Origin of the sequence: Derxia lacustris (assembly GCF_002105195.1) — a bacterium.
Classification (GTDB): Bacteria; Pseudomonadota; Gammaproteobacteria; order Burkholderiales; family Burkholderiaceae_E; genus Derxia; species Derxia lacustris.
In genome coordinates, this window is sequence record NZ_MUHU01000013.1 from 92,951 (window position 1) to 109,204 (window position 16,254).

General features: G+C 66.7%; 11 protein-coding genes and 1 tRNA gene. 9 read left to right on the forward strand and 3 right to left on the reverse strand.

The features are described 5' to 3' along the window. The first annotated feature begins 35 nt into the window (after positions 1 to 35). The 6 genes from B9P64_RS13465 to B9P64_RS13490 all read left to right on the forward strand — a co-directional run bounded on the left by B9P64_RS13465 (position 36) and on the right by B9P64_RS13490 (position 9,113). Entirely contained in the window at positions 36 to 1,235 is a 1,200-nt protein-coding gene (locus tag B9P64_RS13465) for a hypothetical protein (protein ID WP_085316771.1), read from the forward strand. Positions 1,236 to 1,391: 156 nt separating this feature from the next. After that, positions 1,392 to 3,233, forward strand: coding sequence for a type I restriction-modification system subunit M (locus B9P64_RS13470; protein WP_085316772.1), 1,842 nt, complete (start codon positions 1,392 to 1,394; stop codon positions 3,231 to 3,233). Between the two features lie 206 nt (positions 3,234 to 3,439). After that, a complete protein-coding gene (locus tag B9P64_RS13475) occupies positions 3,440 to 4,531 on the forward strand; it encodes a restriction endonuclease subunit S (protein ID WP_176256837.1) in 1,092 nt (363 codons plus the stop codon). 259 nt (positions 4,532 to 4,790) lie between these two features. After that, entirely contained in the window at positions 4,791 to 5,339 is a 549-nt protein-coding gene (locus B9P64_RS13480) for a hypothetical protein (protein WP_085316774.1), read from the forward strand. Next, entirely contained in the window at positions 5,326 to 6,009 is a 684-nt protein-coding gene (locus B9P64_RS13485; protein WP_085316775.1) for a hypothetical protein, read from the forward strand. Before B9P64_RS13480 ends, B9P64_RS13485 begins: the two co-directional genes overlap by 14 nt. After that, positions 6,006 to 9,113: a type I restriction endonuclease subunit R gene (locus B9P64_RS13490; protein WP_085316776.1), complete on the forward strand. Its 3,108-nt coding sequence runs from the start codon at positions 6,006 to 6,008 to the stop codon at positions 9,111 to 9,113. Before B9P64_RS13485 ends, B9P64_RS13490 begins: the two co-directional genes overlap by 4 nt. 179 nt (positions 9,114 to 9,292) lie before the next feature. Here the strand turns inward: B9P64_RS13490 and B9P64_RS13495 are convergent. Together B9P64_RS13495 and acs are read right to left on the reverse strand one after the other, a co-directional pair. Further along, a tRNA-Ser gene (locus B9P64_RS13495) sits at positions 9,293 to 9,383 on the reverse strand. Between the two features lie 88 nt (positions 9,384 to 9,471). Continuing rightward, a complete protein-coding gene (acs, locus tag B9P64_RS13500) occupies positions 9,472 to 11,439 on the reverse strand; it encodes an acetate--CoA ligase (RefSeq protein ID WP_085316777.1) in 1,968 nt (655 codons plus the stop codon). A 255-nt stretch (positions 11,440 to 11,694) separates the two neighbouring features. Between acs and B9P64_RS13505 the strand changes: the two genes are divergently transcribed. After that, positions 11,695 to 12,351 (forward strand): TIGR00645 family protein, encoded by a 657-nt coding sequence (locus B9P64_RS13505; RefSeq protein WP_085316778.1) that lies wholly within the window; start codon positions 11,695 to 11,697, stop codon positions 12,349 to 12,351. A gap of 30 nt (positions 12,352 to 12,381) precedes the next feature. Here the strand turns inward: B9P64_RS13505 and nhaA are convergent, their stop codons facing one another. Further along, positions 12,382 to 13,584, reverse strand: coding sequence for a Na+/H+ antiporter NhaA (gene nhaA / locus B9P64_RS13510; protein WP_085316779.1), 1,203 nt, complete (start codon positions 13,582 to 13,584; stop codon positions 12,382 to 12,384). Between the two features lie 219 nt (positions 13,585 to 13,803). On the opposite strand from nhaA, the gene B9P64_RS13515 reads away from it, so the two are divergent. Together B9P64_RS13515 and murI are read left to right on the forward strand one after the other, a co-directional pair. Continuing rightward, on the forward strand, positions 13,804 to 15,327 hold the full coding sequence (locus B9P64_RS13515; protein ID WP_085316780.1) for a fumarate hydratase: 1,524 nt from the start codon (positions 13,804 to 13,806) through the stop codon (positions 15,325 to 15,327). Further along, the gene (gene murI, locus B9P64_RS13520; RefSeq protein WP_085316781.1) at positions 15,327 to 16,226 is read left to right on the forward strand and encodes a glutamate racemase; all 900 of its coding nucleotides are present in this window, start codon (positions 15,327 to 15,329) and stop codon (positions 16,224 to 16,226) included. Before B9P64_RS13515 ends, murI begins: the two co-directional genes overlap by 1 nt. Positions 16,227 to 16,254 lie beyond the last annotated feature (28 nt).

Sequence of the window (16,254 nt, forward strand, 5' to 3'; positions counted from 1 at the left end):
CACCGACCGACGCTCCCTTTCCTGGAGAACCGCAGATGTCCGGCAACCAAGCCATCAATATCGCGCTCGCCGCGATGAACCAGGCCCGCAACGGCGGCGACTTCAACGAGCTGTTCCGCGGCCGCAAGCTGGCGTTCAAGCTCAGCGGCCTGCGCGACGCCGCCTGCGAGATCCGCGACGCCGCCAACGAGGCCGCGAGCGAAGTCGGCCCGGTACTCGCCACCGCCAGCAGCCCGATCGTCGATGCGGTGATCGCGGTTGCACGCGTGATCCGCGACGGCGGCACCGCCATGCTCGGCGCGCTCAAGAGCGCCTTCCAGCGCCTGATCGACGTGTTCACCAGCCTCAAGGAAGCGCTGGTCGATGCCTTCCAGCCGCTGCTCGGCGCGATGGGCATGGCCATCGACGCGCTGGTGAATCTGCTGTTCGACCTGCTGCCCAATGTGTTCGTCGAATTCGTCAAGGGCATCGTCGCGGCGATCCTGCCCTTCATCGGCCAGATCAAGGCCTGCGCCAGCATGCTGCTGGCCGTCGGCGGCGTGGTGCGCTCGGCGATCGAGCGGCGCCGCCTCGTGCGGGCCGCCGGCGCGCTCGACGAGCGCAACCGCTTCTCGACGGCAGCGCGCACCGCCATCCTCGGCACCATCGACGACGAGCTGCGCAGCGGCATCGCCGACGCCGCGATGGAGACGGTGAACGCCGGCGTGTCGGTCGCCGGGCTGGTGTTCACCGGCCATGCGGCGAGTCTGGTGTCGGGCATCGCGACGGCGGTTGCAAAGCTTTGCATCAAGGTCGCCGGCCTCGTCAACCAGTGCCGGATGCTGATGCGCGGCAATGCGCTGCTGGCAAGAATCACCGCCGATCCGGCGCATGACGTGAACCCTTCGGCGCTGTTCACCGCCGCGCCCATCCTCGGCTGCCATTACCTGGTGAGCGCGACGCAGAGCAGCCTGATCGCCAACACCGGCTTCGCCACGTCGATTCGCGCCAAGCTGGCCACCTCGGCGCAATCGTGGCAGGCGCAGTACCAGGCCAAGGCGGCGCAACTGTCGCCGCTGCGCACCAAGGCCTTCGAGCTGTGCAAGGCCAGCCCGCTCGAACTCACGAGCGAATCACGGCTCGGCATCTACTTCGACCTCAGCCTGAAGGACGAGGCGAAGGAAAAGCTGTCGGGCGCGGCCGAGAGCTTTCTGGGGCAGACCGTGTCGGCGTCGGTGATGGCGCGCATGGCCTGAGGGGGCGGCAAGCGACGCGGCGGCCACCTGGGGTCTGGCCGGCGCAATCCGGGAAAGAGCGAGAATCCGGCCCCCGCTGCGGCGCGCCGGACGATCTCCGTTCACGTCCCCGACCGCCTGCGCTCAAAGAACATCGCCGCCCATCGGGCCCCTGAGATGAATCATCAAGCCCTTTCCTCCTTCATCTGGTCGGTCGCCGACCTCCTGCGCGGCGACTACAAGCAGTCCGAATACGGCCGCGTCATCCTGCCGTTCACCGTACTGCGCCGGCTCGACTGCGTGCTCGCCGCCACCAAGCCCGCCGTGCTCGCCGAGTTCGAGGCCAAGACCAAGGCCGGCCTGAATCCGGAACCCTTCCTGCTGCGCAAGGCCGGGCAGCGCTTCTGCAACACCTCGCCGCTCGACCTCGTCAAGCTGCTCGGCGACCAGGACCACATCCGGCAGAACCTCTACGCCTATGTGCAGGCCTTCTCGCCGGCGGCGCGCGACATCTTCGAGCGCTTCGACTTCTTCACCCAGGTGGAGCGGCTGGCCAAGGCCAACCTGCTCTACCTCGTCACCGAGAAGTTCGCCAACATCGACCTGCATCCGGACGTGGTCGACAACGCCAGCATGGGCGCGGCGTTCGAGGAGCTGATCCGCAAGTTCGCGGAAATCTCCAACGAAACGGCCGGGGAGCACTTCACGCCGCGCGAAGTCATCCGCCTGATGGTGAACCTGCTGTTCATCGAGGACGACGAGGTGCTCACCGCCGGCAATGCCGTGGTCCGTACCCTCTACGACCCCACGGCCGGGACCGGCGGCATGCTGTCGGTGGCGGGCGAATTCCTGGCCGAGCACAACCCGCAGGCGCGGCTGACCATGCATGGTCAGGAGCTCAACGACGAGAGCTACGCCATCTGCAAGGCCGACATGCTCATCAAGGGGCAGGACGTGGCCAACATCGTCGCCGGCAACACGCTGAGCGACGACGGCCACGGCGGCCGGAAATTCGACTACATGCTGTCCAACCCGCCCTTCGGCGTGGAATGGAAGAAGGTCGAGAAGCAGGTGCGCCAGGAGCACGAGCAGAAGGGCTTCGACGGCCGTTTCGGCCCCGGCCTGCCGCGCGTCAGCGACGGCTCGATGCTTTTTCTGATGCACCTGCTGAGCAAGATGCGCCCGGCCGCCGACGGCGGCAGCCGCTTCGGCATCGTACTGAACGGCTCACCGCTGTTCACCGGCGGCGCCGGCAGCGGCGAGAGCGAAATCCGCCGCTACGTGCTGGAGAACGACCTGGTCGAGGCCATCGTCGGCCTGCCGACCGACATGTTCTACAACACCGGCATCGCTACCTATGTGTGGGTGCTGTCCAACCGCAAGCCGAGGTACCGTGAGGGCCAGGTGCAGCTCATCGATGCGAGCGGCTACTGGCAGAAGATGCGCAAGAGCCTCGGCAGCAAGCGCCGCGAGATGAGCGACGAGCACATCGCCACCGTCACGCGGCTGTTCGGCGATTTCACCGAGGCCGAGCTGGTGACGGTGTTCGACGCCGCCGGGCAGGCGCTAGGCGAGCCGGTGCTGGTCACGCGCAAGGACAGCGCGCCGGAGGCGCCGGAAGGCGGCCGCATCAAGCGCGTGCCCATCGCGCGCATCTTCCGCAACCGCGACTTCGGCTACACGACCATCACGGTCGAACGCCCGCTGCGCGACGAGGCCGGCAAGGTGGTGGTCGGCACCAAGGGCAAGCAGAAGGGCAAGCTCCAGCCCGACAGCGCGCTGCGCGACACCGAGAACGTACCGCTCGCCGAGGACATCGGCGCCTACTTCAAGCGCGAGGTGCTGCCGCATGCGCCTGATGCGTGGATCGACGAGGAGAAGAGCAAGGTCGGCTACGAGATTCCGTTCAACCGGCATTTCTATGTATTTGAGCCGCCGCGCAGCCTGCATGCGATTGACGAGGAATTGAAGACGGTGACGGCCAGCATCATGAAGATGTTGGGGGAGTTGGCGGAATGAAGCTGCCTAGGTATAGGGAGTACAGGGATAGCGGTGTGGAATCGCTTGGACTTGTGCCGAGTCATTGGCAAACCTGTGCTGCAAAACGATGGATTACATCCAGAGCCGGAGGCACCCTTATCAAAGGGGAATGCCCGTTAGAACCAGCCGAAGGCCTATTCCCAGCTTTTAGTGCTTCTGGTCAAGATGTTTGGATTTCCGAACCCATGTATTCGGCACCGGGAATTGTCTTGAGTGCTGTTGGCGCACGGTGCGGAAAGACATTTAAGGCGGATGGCGAATGGGGAGTGGTCGCCAATACTCATTGTCTTTTTCCACTAAAAAATGCCAGCCGGGATTTCCTCTGGTATTTGACAAATCAAGAAGACTGGTGGGAACGAGGTGGTACCGCTCAACCGTTCATTAAGGTATCGGAGACTCTCGCGCGGACTTGGATATTTCCCCCGCATGAGGAGCAAGCCGCCATCGCTACATTCCTCGACCGCGAGACTACCAAGATTGATGCGCTGATTGCCGAGCAGGAAAAGCTCATCACCCTGCTGGCCGAAAAGCGCCAGGCCACCATCTCCCATGCCGTCACCAAGGGCCTCGACCCCAACGTGCCGATTAAGAATTCGGGTGAAGCGTGGTTGGGGGAAGTGCCGGCGCATTGGGACATCGTGCGAGTCAAGGCGCTCAGTCAATTCACGACAAGCGGCCCGCGCGGATGGTCAGAGCGCATTGCGGAAAGCGGCAGCTTGTTTATCCAAAGCGGCGACCTGAACGACTCGCTTGGACTGGAGCTTGAAACGGCCAAACGTGTGAATGTCGGTGACGACGTAGAAGCGGCGCGAACACGGTTGAATCAAGGTGACGTGGTGATTTGCATCACGGGTGCCAAGACCGGAAACGTGGCTCTTTGTGAATCGCTGTCAGAGCCGGCCTATGTCAATCAGCATTTGTGTCTCGTCCGCCCCTCGGAACACATCAATGGGCGTTTTCTGGCGCTCGCACTTAAGAGCCGTGTCGGGCAGACCCAAATGGAGCTTTCCCAGTACGGACTTAAGCAGGGCCTCAGCCTGGAGAACATTCGCGAACTGTGGGTGGCCTGCCCGCCGCGCGCAGAACAACAAGCAATCGTTGATTTTCTTGATTCGGCGATAAACAAACTCATTGCACTCGCGCAGACCGCAGCAGCCGGCGTGACACTGCTTCAAGAACGCCGCTCCGCCCTAATCGCCGCAGCCGTCACCGGCCAAATTGATGTGCGCGGCGTCGTGAATACATCAGCCGCCGTTCCTGCCGAAATCGCCGAATAAGAATCGTCGCTGGCAAGGCACACACCATTCCCAAAACGCCCAAAGGCAAGTGCCAAACCGCCGCCTGCGAGCACGAGTGCCACCGGCTGCCTACGCAGGCGAAGGCGGCGCCCCCCTCGCCGCCCCTTCCTCCAGCCGCCCCAACCCGCCATCCCGCGCGACTCCCACCCCAGCGGCAGCGCGGCAAGCCTCCTTGCCAATCACCCCCGCCTCGGCAATATTCGCAATTCGCGAATAGCGAATATCTGCGAAGGCCCCGATGGAACTGAAGCCTCAAGACCTGCTGCTCCTGCTCAAGGTGGCGGCCCATCCGCCGCAGCGCTGGACCTATGCGGCGCTCGGCGAAGCGCTCTCCATGAGCGCCTCCGAAGCCCATGCGAGCGTGAAACGAGCCGTGGCCTCGGGTCTGGCCGTGGCGCCGGCGCGCGGCGAGTGGTCGCCGGTGCAGCCCAACCTGCTCGAATTCGTGCTGCACGGCGCGCGCTACATCTGGCCTGCCACGGCCGGGCCGGTGAAGCGCGGCGTGCCGACGGCCTTCGGCACCGAGCCGCTGGCCAGCCAGTTGACGGCGGCGCCGGGCGAGGCGCCGGTGTGGGCGCATCCCGAGGGCAAGGCCAAGGGCCCGTCGCTGTCGCCGCTCTATCGCACCGCGCCCCAGGCCGCGCTGGCCGACCCGGCACTGCATCGTCTGCTGGCCCTGCTCGACGCCTTGCGCACCGGGCGCGCGCGCGAGCGCAGCCTCGCCGCCACGCTAATGGAAGCCGAACTCATGCAGTCCAGCGCGGGAGCGAGCGATGCGGGCCGATGACCCCAACCTGCCCCACCTGCGCCGGATTGCCGAGGCGCTGGGCGACCTGCGCGAGCAGGTGGTGTTCGTGGGCGGCGCGGTGGCCGGGCTGCTGGTGACCGACCCGCTCTCCGACGGCGTGCGCGCCACCCGCGACGTGGACGCCGTCGTCAACGCCAACCGCCTGCTGTTCCAGCGCATCGAGGAAGCGGTCGCGCAGCGCGGATTCGCGCGCGACGTGACCAGCGACGTGATCTGCCGCTGGGTGCACAGGGAGTCCGGCGTGCTCTTCGACCTGATGCCGATGCAGCCCGAGGTGCTGGGCTTCTCCAACCGCTGGTACCCCTACGCGGTCGAGACGGCGCAACCGGTGGAGCTGGGCCCGGACATCACCATCCGGCTGGTCCGCGCCGTGGCCTTCATCGCGACCAAGCTCGAAGCCTATGCGGGCCGGGGCGGCGGCGACTTCATGGCCAGCCACGACCTCGAAGACGTGCTCAACATTGTCGACGGCCGCGAAGAACTCCTCGGCGAAATGGCCGACGCGCCGGCCGACCTGCGCGCCGCCGTGGCCGCCGCCTTCAAACCGCTGCTGGCGAACCCCGACTTTGCAAACGCCCTGCCCGGCCTGATTGCCGAACCCGAACGCGCGGGCCTGGTCCTGCAACGCCTGAAAGCCCTGTGCTCATGAACCTGCATCAGGAACACCACTTCGAAGCGGAAATCTGCCAGCACCTCGCCGCCCACGGCTGGCTCCATGCCGACGGCGACGCCGCGCTGTGCGACCGCACCCACGGCCTGTTCCTGCCCGACCTGCTCGCCTGGGTCGAGGCCACGCAGCCCGACAGCTTCCAGCGCCTGACCAAGACCCACGGCGCCGCGCTGGCCAGCGTGCTGGCCGAGCGCGTGCGCAAGAACCTCAACGAGCGCGGCACCCTCGACGTGCTGCGCCGTGGCGTCGAGATGCTGGGCCTGAAGGAGCCGCTGGCGCTGGCGCCGTTCAAGCCGGCGCTGGCGATCAATCCGGCCACCCAGGCGCGCTACGCGGCCAACCGCCTGCGGGTGGTGCGGCAGGTCGCGCACTCGCCCAACAACCCGAAGGCGGAGCTGGATCTGGTGCTCTACCTCAACGGCATCGCCGTGGCGACGGCCGAGCTGAAGAGCGACTTCACGCAGAGCGTGCATGACGCCGTCGACCAGTACCGCTTCGACCGCAACCCGGCGCCCAAGGGCGGCGTGACGGAGCCGCTGCTGGGCTTTCCGGGTGGCGCGCTGGTGCACTTCGCGGTCAGCCAGTCGGAAGCGATGATGACCACGCGCCTCGCCGGGCCGGCCACCACCTTTCTGCCGTTCAACCGGGGCAATGCCGGTGGCGCCGGCAACGCGCCCAATCCCGACGGTTTCGCCACCGCCTATCTGTGGGAAGAGGTCTGGGCACGCGAGAGCTGGCTCGACATCCTGCACCGCTACTGCATCGGCAAACGCGACGACAAGAAGCAGCTCAGGAGCGTGATCTTTCCGCGCTACCACCAGCTCGACGCGACGCGGCGGCTGGTGGCCGACGTGCTGGCCAACGGGGCCGGCAAGCGCTACCTGATCCAGCACTCGGCCGGCTCGGGCAAGACCAACTCCATCGCCTGGACCGCGCACTTCCTGGCCGACCTGCACGACGCCGACCACCGGAAGGTGTTCGACAGCGTGCTGGTGGTGTCGGACCGCAATGTGCTCGACGCGCAGTTGCAGGAGGCCATCTTCGACTTCGAGCGCACGACGGGGGTGGTGGCCAGCATCACCAACGAGCACGGCAGCAAGAGCGCCCAGCTTGGCCAGGCGCTGAAGGACGGCAAGAAGATCATCGTCTGCACCATCCAGACCTTTCCGTTCGCGCTGGAGGCGGTGCAGGAACTGGCCGCTACCGAGGGCAAGCGCTTCGCGGTCATCGCCGACGAGGCGCACAGCTCGCAGACCGGCGCGTCGGCCGCCAAGCTCAAGCAACTGCTCTCGGCCCAGGAGTGGGCCGACCTGCAGGACGGTGGCGAGGTGGACACCGAGGCGTTGCTGGCCGCGCAGATGGAGACCCGCGCCAACGTGAAGGGGCTGACCTACGTCGCCTTCACGGCGACGCCCAAGGGCAAGACGCTGGAGCTGTTCGGCTGCCCGGGGCCGGATGGGCTGCCGATGCCCTTCCACGTGTACTCGATGCGGCAGGCCATCGAGGAGGGCTTCATTCTCGACGTGCTGAAGAACTACACGAGCTACAAGCTCGCCTTCAAGCTGGCGCACGACGGTCAGGAGTACGACGAGAAGCAGGTGGAGCGCAGCACGGCGATGAAGGGAATCATGCAGTGGGTCCGGCTGCACCCGTACAACATCGCGCAGAAGGTGCAGATCGTGGTCGAGCACTACCGCGAGAACGTGCAACCGCTGCTGGCCGGGAGCGCCAAGGCGATGGTGGTGGTGGCCAGCCGCAAGGAGGCCGTGCGGTGGCAGAAGGCCATCCGCGGTTACATCGCCCAGCGCAACTACGCGCTGGGCGTGCTGGTCGCGTTCTCGGGCGACGTGGACGACCCCGAGAGCTTTCCGCAGGCGGTGAGCGAAACCAGCAAGGAGCTGAACCCGGGCCTGAAGGGCCGCGACATCCGCGACGCGTTCAATGAACCCGACCATCACCTGCTGCTGGTCGCCAACAAGTTCCAGACCGGCTTCGACCAGCCGCTGCTGTGCGGCATGTACATCGACAAGATGCTGGGTGGCATCCAGGCGGTGCAAACGCTTTCACGCCTGAACCGCGCGCATCCCGGCAAGGACACAACCTACATCCTCGACTTCGTCAACGATGCCGGCGACATCCTGAAGGCCTTCAAGACCTATTACGCGACGGCCGAGCTTGAGGCCGCGACGGACCCGCATCTGGTGTACGACCTGCGCGCGAAGCTGGACGCGGCCGGCCACTACGACGACTTCGAGGTGGACCGGGTTGCCAAGGTGGAACTCGACCCCCAGGGCACGCAGAAGCAGCTGGATGCCGCCATCGCGCCCGTGGCCGACCGGCTGCTCAAGCGTTACAAGGCGACGCAGCAGGAGATGGTCACCGCCGCCGAAGCCGGCGACGAGAAGGCGGCGACGGTGGCCAAGGACGCGCTCGATGCCCTCGTGCTGTTCAAGAACGACATGGCCGCGTATGTGCGCCTGTATGCCTTCCTGAGCCAGATCTTCGACTACGGCAATACCGACATCGAAAAGCGCTTCCTGTTCTTCAAGCGGCTTGTGCCGCTGCTCGACTTCGGCCGCGAGCGCGACACGGTGGACCTGAGCAAGGTGGTCCTGACACATCACACGCTGAAGAACCAGGGCAAGCAGCCCATGGGCCTAAACCAGGACGGCAGCTACAAGCTGCCGCCGCTGGACGCGGTTGGCAGCGGCGCGGTGCAGGCGAAGCAGCAGGCCTATCTCATCGAGATCATCCGGAAGGTGAACGGCCTGTTCGAGGGCGAGCTGACCGACGACGACCAGCTCGTGTATGTGAACGGCGTGCTCAAGGGCAAGCTGCTTGAGAACGAGACACTTGTGCGGCAGGCCGCGAGCAACAGCAAGGAACAGTTCTCCAGCTCGCCCGACCTGAGCAAGGCGCTGCTGGACGCCATCATGGATGCCTTCGAAGCGCACCAGAGCATGAGCACCCAGGCGCTGGAGTCCGAGCGGGTGCGGGATGGTCTCAAGGACATCCTGCTCGGCCCAGCGCAGTTGTATGAGGCGCTACGGGCACGGTCGGATGCCGGCGCTTCGGCCCGCTAGAACGCGCGGGTTGCTCCGGCTTTCATGGACATGAGAGGTTGCCTGGGCTGACCCGTGCAGCGCGCGCTGTAGTGGGACGTTCTGACACGTCTTAGGAAGCAAAAAGCCCCTGCTTCCTAGGGAGAGCGGGGGCTTTCGGCAAGAAAAAAGCCGTCCTGGGACGGCTTGGCACTGACTTGTGGCGGAGAGAGCGGGATTCGAACCCGCGGAGGGCTATTAACCCTCACACGCTTTCCAGGCGTGCGACTTAAACCGCTCATCCATCTCTCCGCGGCAAGCGCGCGAGTATATCAGCGCTCTGCCAGCCTTTTGGCGGACGCGGCGGCAACCCAACACTCGGGCCGCCGCCGCAGACCGATTACAGGCTTTGCTTGAGCTGGTCGAGGATGGCCGGGTTCTCGAGCGTGGACGTGTCCTGCGTGATTTCCTCGCCCTTGGCGATCGAGCGCAGCAGGCGGCGCATGATCTTGCCCGAGCGCGTCTTGGGCAGGTTCTCGCCAAAGCGGATGTCCTTCGGCTTGGCGATCGGGCCGATCTCGCGGCCAACCCAGTCACGCAGCTCCTTGGCGATGGCCAGCGCTTCCTGACCTTGCGGGCAGGTCTGCTTGAGCACGACGAAAGCGCAGATCGCCTCGCCGGTCAGATCGTCGGGGCGACCCACGACGGCCGCTTCGGCCACCAGCGGATTGCCGACCAGCGCCGACTCGATTTCCATCGTGCCCATGCGGTGACCCGACACGTTCAGCACGTCGTCGATGCGGCCCATGATCCAAAAGTAGCCGTCGAGGTCGACGTTCGCACCGTCGCCGGCGAGGTAGTACTTGCCGCCGAAATCGGCCGGGTAGTAGCTCTTCTTGAAGCGTTCCGGATCGTTCCAGATCGTGCGGATCATCGACGGCCAGGGCTTCTTGATGACCAGGAAGCCGCCGTTGCCGCGCGCCACGTCGGCACCGGTTTCATCGACGATGGCCGCCGCAATGCCCGGCAGCGGCTGGGTGCACGAACCCGGCTTGAGGCCGTGGACGCCCGGCAGCGGCGTGATCATGTGGCCGCCGGTTTCGGTCTGCCACCAGGTGTCGACGATGGGGCAGCGCGCGCCGCCGACCACGTTGTAGTACCAGATCCAGGCTTCGGGATTGATCGGCTCGCCGACCGAGCCGAGCAGGCGCAGCGACGACAGGTCGTACTTGGCCGGCAGGTCGCCGCCCGACTTGATGAGCGAGCGGATCGCGGTCGGCGCCGTGTAGAAGATCGTGACCTTGTGGTCCTGGATCATCTTCCAGAAGCGGCCGGCATCCGGATAGGTCGGCACGCCTTCGAACACCACCTCGGTCGCGCCGCAGGCCAGCGGGCCGTAGGCGATGTAGGTATGGCCCGTGACCCAGCCCACGTCGGCCGTGCACCAGAACACGTCGGTCGGCTTGAGGTCGAAGGTCCATTGCAGCGACAGCTTGGCCCACAGCAGATAGCCGCCGGTGCTGTGCTGCACGCCCTTCGGCTTGCCGGTCGAGCCCGAGGTGTAGAGGATGAACAGCGGATGCTCGGCGCTGACCCATTCCGGCTCGCATTCGCTCGGCTGGTTGGCGACCACATCCTTGAGCCACAGATCGCGGCCTTCGACGAACGGGATCTTGCCGCCGGTGCGCTGGTAGATGACCACGTTGCGGATCGAGCCGCAGTCGCCGAGCGCGATGGCTTCGTCAATGGCGGGCTTGAGCGGAATGTTCTTGCCGCCACGCACCTGTTCATCGGCGGTGAGGATGAGCACGGCGCCGGCATCGACGATGCGCTCCTGCACGCTCTTGGCCGAGAAGCCGCCGAACACCACCGAGTGGATGATGCCCAGACGCGCGCAGGCCTGCATGGCGACGACCGCTTCGATCGACATCGACATGTAGATCAGCGCGCGTTCGCCCTTCTGGTAGCCGAGCGCCTTGAGGCCGTTGGCCAGCTGGCAGACGCGGGCATGCAGTTCACGGTAGGTGATCTTGGTGACTTCGCCGCCGTCGGCCTCGAAGATGATCGCGACCTTGTCGGCATTGCCGTTCTGCAGGTTCACGTCGAGGCAGTTGTAGGAAGCGTTCATCACGCCGTCCTCGAACCACTTGTAGAACGGGGCATTCGACTCGTCGAGCACCTTGGTGAACGGCGTCTTCCAGCTCAGGTTCTCGTTGGCCAGACGACCCCAGAAACCTTCGAAGTCCTTCTCGGCTTCGGCGACCAGCGCCTCGTAGCCGGCAATTCCTGAAACGCGGGCCTGCCTGACGAAATCTTCAGCGGGCTCGAACACGCGGTTTTCTTGAAGGGAGGTTTCGATCGATCCCATGTCATGTCTCCGTTGACGGGCGGTTGGTCGAGTGCGGAAAGCTGCTTGATCGAGGTCGCTCGGCGCGGTGCGGCGACCTTCTGATTTGTGCTGGCCTGCGCGTGCGGGTGACGCGACGCATTGCCAAAAGGAGGGTGGCAGCGGCCTGCGAGAACGCTAGGGTTGACCACTTACCCACCACTTACATAGTAGGACGCTCAACCCTCGGCCACAGCTAGAATCCGCCCCGCCTTTCAACCACCTTTATTACAGGCCATGACCGACTCCTCCAGCCCCGCCACCGCGCCGCGCCTCGGCCTCGTGCCCCGATTGATATTCGCGAGTCGCTGGCTGCAATTGCCGCTCTATCTCGGACTGATCCTCGCGCAGGGCGTGTATGTGGTGCATTTCTGGGTCGAGCTGCTGCATCTGCTCAAGGCCGCGATGGGCAGCGGACCCGATGCCGTCGCGCTGATCTGCTCGGTCACGCCGGGCTCGGAGGAATGCCGCGCCGGCCTCGCCGCGCTGGCCGATGCCGCCGCCGGCGGCCATGCCGGACCGCGCCTCACCGAGACGCTCATCATGCTGGTGGTGCTGGGGCTGATCGACGTGGTGATGATCTCGAACCTGCTCATCATGGTGATCGTCGGCGGCTACGAAACCTTCGTGTCGCGGCTCGGCCTCGAAGGTCATCCGGACCAGCCGGAATGGCTGTCGCACGTAAACGCGTCGGTACTCAAGGTCAAGCTGAGCACCGCGATCATCGGCATCTCGTCGATCCATCTGCTCAAGACCTTCATCAACGCCGCCAACTACGACACCAAGGTGCTGATGTGGCAGACGCTGATCCATGTGGCCTTCCTGGTGTCGGCGCTGGCGATCGCGTCGGTCGACCGCATCCTCGGCACGGCGGCGCATCCCGAGGCGCACTGAGCGCCGGCGGGTCGCCCGGCCCGCCCCACATCAGCGCTGCGGCGCGCTCGATGCCACGGCAGCCTCCGGCGCGCGCCCGGCCAGCAGCAGCACGCCGCAGCCGAGTGCCGCCGCAATCACCGACCCGGCGAGCACGCCGAGCTTGAGCTGCTGCTCGTAATCGCCGCCGGCGCCGGCAAACGCCAGTGAGCCGATGAACAGGCTCATCGTGAAACCGATGCCGCACAGCACCGCCGCGCCCAGCTGCTGCGACCAGCGCATGCCGTCGGGCAGCCGGGCGATGCCCAGCGCCACCGCCAGCGCACTCGCGCCGAGCACGCCGAGCGTCTTGCCGACCACCAGCCCGAGCACGATGCCGAGCGCCACCGGCGCCAGCAGCGAGTCGACGCTCACGCCGGCGAGCGACACGCCGGCATTGAGGAAGGCGAACACCGGCAGCACGAGGAAGGCGATCCACGGCGCGAGCGCATGTTCGAGCGCTTCGAGCGGCGGCTCCTCGCCCGGCTTGCCGTCGCGCAACGGCACCGCCAGCGCGGTCGCCACGCCGGCCAGCGTCGCATGCACGCCCGACTTCAGCACGCAGACCCAGAGCACCGCGCCCACCAGCAGATAGGCCGACAGCGCGCGCACGCCGAGCCGGTTGAGCGCGAACAGCAGCAGCAGGCAGACGGCCGAGCCGGCGAGCATCGGCAGCGACAGGTCGGCGGTGTAGAACAGCGCGATCACGACGATGGCGCCGAGGTCGTCGATGATGGCCACCGCCGTCAGAAACACCCGCAGCGACGCCGGCACGCGCGAACCCAGCAGCGTGAGCACGCCGAGCGCGAACGCGATGTCGGTCGCCGACGGAATCGCCCAGCCCTGGATCGCCAGCGCGTCGGCGCGATTGATGAAGGCGTAGATCGCCGCCGGCACCACCATGCCGCCCAGCGCCGCGAGCGCCGGCAGCGCCAGCCGCGACGCCGACGACAGCTGGCCGACCAGAATCTCGCGCTTGATCTCGCAGCCCACGTAGAGGAAGAACGCCGCCATCCACAGGTCGTTGACCCACACCAGCGCCGGCTTGGCGAGCACGAAGCTGCCGACGCGGATCTCGCCCGGCAGCGCGAGCAGCGCCTCGTAATGGCCACTCCACGGCGAATTGGCGATGACCAGGCCGGCGACGGCGGCCAGCATCAGCAGCGTGCCGCCGGCGAGTTCATGGGCAAGGAGTCGACGCAGGGTACTGAACATGGCGGGAGCGCGAGGAAGTGGCGGGGCCGGCAATGCTGCCGCAGAAATGCGTCGCGGGCGCCAGTCAAGAGAGGGTCAGTCCGGCCCGATTAAAATCGCCGGCTTCTCGGCGCGCATCCCCGCAGTCTGCGGTAGGCCCTAGGCCTGCGCGCGCCGTCACGAGCGACGCGGGAAGCCCGCGACGCGTTGATTGCTCCCCTTCTTCAAGGCGCCACGGCCATGAGCACGATCAAGCAGGAAGACCTGATTCAAAGCATCGCGGATGCCTTCCAGTTCATCAGCTACTACCACCCGATCGATTACATCCAGGCCCTCGGCGCCGCGTATGAACGCGAGCAAAGCCCGGCAGCGCGCGACGCCATCGCGCAGATCCTGACCAACAGCCGCATGTCGGCCGAAGGCCATCGCCCCATTTGCCAGGACACCGGCATCGCGACCGTGTTCATCAAGGTGGGCATGGACGTGAAGTGGGAAGCCACGCTGAGCCTGGCCGACATGATCAACGAGGGCGTGCGCCGGGCCTACAACGGCTATGCCGAGAACGTGCTGCGCGCGTCGGTGCTCAACGACCCGGCCTTCGGCCGCAAGAACACCAAGGACAACACGCCGGCGGTCATCCATTACGAGATCGTCCCGGGCGACCATGTCGAAGTCATCTGCGCGGCCAAGGGCGGCGGCTCGGAAGCCAAGACCAAGATGGCCATGCTCAACCCGAGCGACAGCATCGTCGACTGGGTGGTGAAGACGGTGCCGTCGATGGGCGCCGGCTGGTGTCCGCCGGGGCTGCTCGGCATCGGCATCGGCGGCACGCCCGAGAAGGCGATGCTGCTGGCCAAGGAATCGCTGATGGCGCCGGTCGACATGGCCGAGCTGCTCGCGCGCGGCCCGGCCAACAAGCTCGAAGAGCTGCGCATCGAGCTGTACACCAAGGTCAATGCGCTCGGCATCGGCGCGCAGGGCCTGGGCGGCCTGACCACCGTGCTCGACGTCAAGATCCTCGACTACCCGACCCACGCGGCCAACCTGCCCGTGGCGATGATCCCCAACTGCGCCGCCACGCGGCACTGTCACTTCCACCTCGACGGCAGCGGCCCGGCCGTGCTCACGCCGCCGTCGCTGGAAGACTGGCCGAAGGTGACGTGGACCGCCAACACCGAGCAGAGCAAGCGCGTCGACCTCAACACGCTCACGCCCGAGGAAGTGGCGTCCTGGAAGCCGGGCCAGACCCTGCTGCTCAACGGCAAGATGCTCACCGGCCGCGACGCCGCGCACAAGCGCATCGCCGACATGCTGGCCAAGGGCGAGAAGCTGCCGGTCGACTTCACCAACCGCGTCATCTACTACGTGGGCCCGGTCGATCCGGTCGGCGACGAAGTGGTCGGCCCGGCCGGCCCCACCACCGCCACCCGCATGGACAAGTTCACCGACACCATGCTCGGCCAGACCGGCCTGATCGCGATGATCGGCAAGAGCGAGCGCGGCCCGGGCGCCATCGAATCGATCAAGGCGCACAAGCGCGCCTACCTCATGGCGGTGGGCGGCGCGGCCTACCTCGTGAGCAAGGCGATCAAGGCGGCCAAGGTGGTCGGCTTCGAGGACCTGGGCATGGAAGCCATCTACGAATTCGACGTGACCGACATGCCCGTGACGGTCGCGGTCGATTCCACCGGCGAATCGGTGCACAACACCGGCCCGGTGAAGTGGAAGGAAATCATCGCGAACTTCCCGGCCAAGGCGGCCTGATGCCCGAGGCAGTTGCCGGCCCCTCGGGGCTGGCCGCTCCGGCAAGCGCCGACGGATCGGCGGACGCGGCGCAAGCCGGCGCTCCGCTGACCGTCGGCGTTTTCGATTCCGGGCTGGGCGGCCTGTCGGTGCTGCGCGAGATCCGCGCCGCCCTGCCCTCGGCCCGGCTGGTGTATTTCGCCGATTCGGGCCATGCGCCCTACGGCGGGCGCAGCGATGCCTTTGTGCGCGAGCGCAGTCAGGCGATCGCCCACTGGCTGGTCGGGCGCGGCGCCCAGGCCATCGTGGTGGCCTGCAATACCGCCACGGCGGCGGCCATCGACGGGCTGCGCGACATCCACGGCCTGCCCATCGTCGGCGTCGAGCCGGGGCTCAAGCCGGCAGCGGCGCTCACGCGCAGCGGCACGGTCGGCGTGCTGGCCACGCGCGGCACGCTGGCCAGCGCGCGCTATGCCGGGCTGCGCGACCGCATGGCGGCGGCCAACCGCCATGTGCGGTTCGTGGAAGCCGCCGGCGCCGGCTGGGTCGAACTGGTCGAGCGCGGCGAGGCCGGGACTGCGGCCGCGCGCGCCCGGGTGCGCGCCGTGGTCGAGCCGCTGCTGGAACGCGGCGCCGACACGCTGGTGCTCGGCTGCACCCACTATCCGTTTCTGATCGAGGCCATCGCCGAGGCGGCAGCGGGCGCCCGCATCGTCGATACCGCGCCGGCCATTGCGCGCGAGCTGCTGCGCCGGGTGCAGACGGAGATCGCGCCGCCGGCCGGGCAGCTCGTGGCGCCCGCCGCAGGCGTCGAATTCACCACCAGCGGCGATGCGCAGCGCGCCTGGCCGGTGGTGCAGCGCCTGCTCGGCGCCGATGCGGCGACCGCGCTGGCCGTGGCCGGTCAGCCGGCCGCCTGAAGGCTCGGCGCGAGCCTCGCCGCTCGGC

Excerpts from the sequence above, each read along its gene's own strand:
- B9P64_RS13490 (WP_085316776.1), top strand. The coding sequence starts at position 6,006 with ATGAACCTGCATCAGGAACACCACTTCGAAGCGGAAATCTGCCAGCAC.
- B9P64_RS13505 (WP_085316778.1), top strand. The coding sequence starts at position 11,695 with ATGACCGACTCCTCCAGCCCCGCCACCGCGCCGCGCCTCGGCCTCGTG.
- B9P64_RS13480 (WP_085316774.1), top strand. The coding sequence starts at position 4,791 with ATGGAACTGAAGCCTCAAGACCTGCTGCTCCTGCTCAAGGTGGCGGCC.
- B9P64_RS13515 (WP_085316780.1), top strand. The coding sequence starts at position 13,804 with ATGAGCACGATCAAGCAGGAAGACCTGATTCAAAGCATCGCGGATGCC.
- acs (WP_085316777.1), bottom strand. The coding sequence starts at position 11,439 with ATGGGATCGATCGAAACCTCCCTTCAAGAAAACCGCGTGTTCGAGCCC.
- B9P64_RS13470 (WP_085316772.1), top strand. The coding sequence starts at position 1,392 with ATGAATCATCAAGCCCTTTCCTCCTTCATCTGGTCGGTCGCCGACCTC.
- murI (WP_085316781.1), top strand. The coding sequence starts at position 15,327 with ATGCCCGAGGCAGTTGCCGGCCCCTCGGGGCTGGCCGCTCCGGCAAGC.
- B9P64_RS13485 (WP_085316775.1), top strand. The coding sequence starts at position 5,326 with ATGCGGGCCGATGACCCCAACCTGCCCCACCTGCGCCGGATTGCCGAG.
- nhaA (WP_085316779.1), bottom strand. The coding sequence starts at position 13,584 with ATGTTCAGTACCCTGCGTCGACTCCTTGCCCATGAACTCGCCGGCGGC.
- B9P64_RS13475 (WP_176256837.1), top strand. The coding sequence starts at position 3,440 with ATGTATTCGGCACCGGGAATTGTCTTGAGTGCTGTTGGCGCACGGTGC.
- B9P64_RS13465 (WP_085316771.1), top strand. The coding sequence starts at position 36 with ATGTCCGGCAACCAAGCCATCAATATCGCGCTCGCCGCGATGAACCAG.